General features: G+C 62.5%; 1 protein-coding gene. It reads left to right on the top strand.

Features of this window, described 5'->3' with window-relative positions:
• Window positions 1-7 precede the first annotated feature (7 nt).
• Window positions 8-456 (top strand): sterol desaturase family protein (locus AB4Y32_RS40455; RefSeq protein ID WP_368726582.1); only part of this gene is annotated, 449 nt, incomplete at its 3' end.

The following is a 456-nucleotide window of genomic DNA, read 5'->3' as shown; positions in this document are numbered from 1 at the left end:
ATCCATCATGCTCACCACAGGAAAACTCGCGTTCTATGTCACGCTGTTCGTCGTTGCCGTCTCGCTGATCGAGGCGTGCGTGCTCACCTTCAGGAAACGCCGCGAAGCAGCGGGCGATGCCGCGTTCGATTGGTCTGAAGTTTGGCTCTCGCTCGCCGACCTCGCGGGCCGCACGCTTCTCGCGTTCCTGCCGCTGTCGCTCGCCGCGCCGATCCTGGATTTCGCGTGGGAGCATCGCCTCTTCACGCTGAATATCGACACGGTTGCGCTCGTGCTGCTGGTCTTCATCGGCCAGGAATTCTGCTATTACTGGTATCACCGCGCGTCGCACCGCATCCGCTTTTTCTGGGCCACGCATGCCGTGCACCATTCGCCGAACCAGTTGACGCTTTCGTCTGCGTACCGGCTCGGGTGGACCGGCAAGCTCACCGGCCCGGCCATGTTCTTCGCGCCGCT

The organism is Paraburkholderia phymatum, from assembly GCF_040965635.1.
Classification (GTDB): domain Bacteria; phylum Pseudomonadota; class Gammaproteobacteria; order Burkholderiales; family Burkholderiaceae; genus Paraburkholderia; species Paraburkholderia phymatum_B.
Note: the sequence above shows the minus strand (reverse complement) of the source record. Positions and strands in the feature narration are given on the sequence as shown.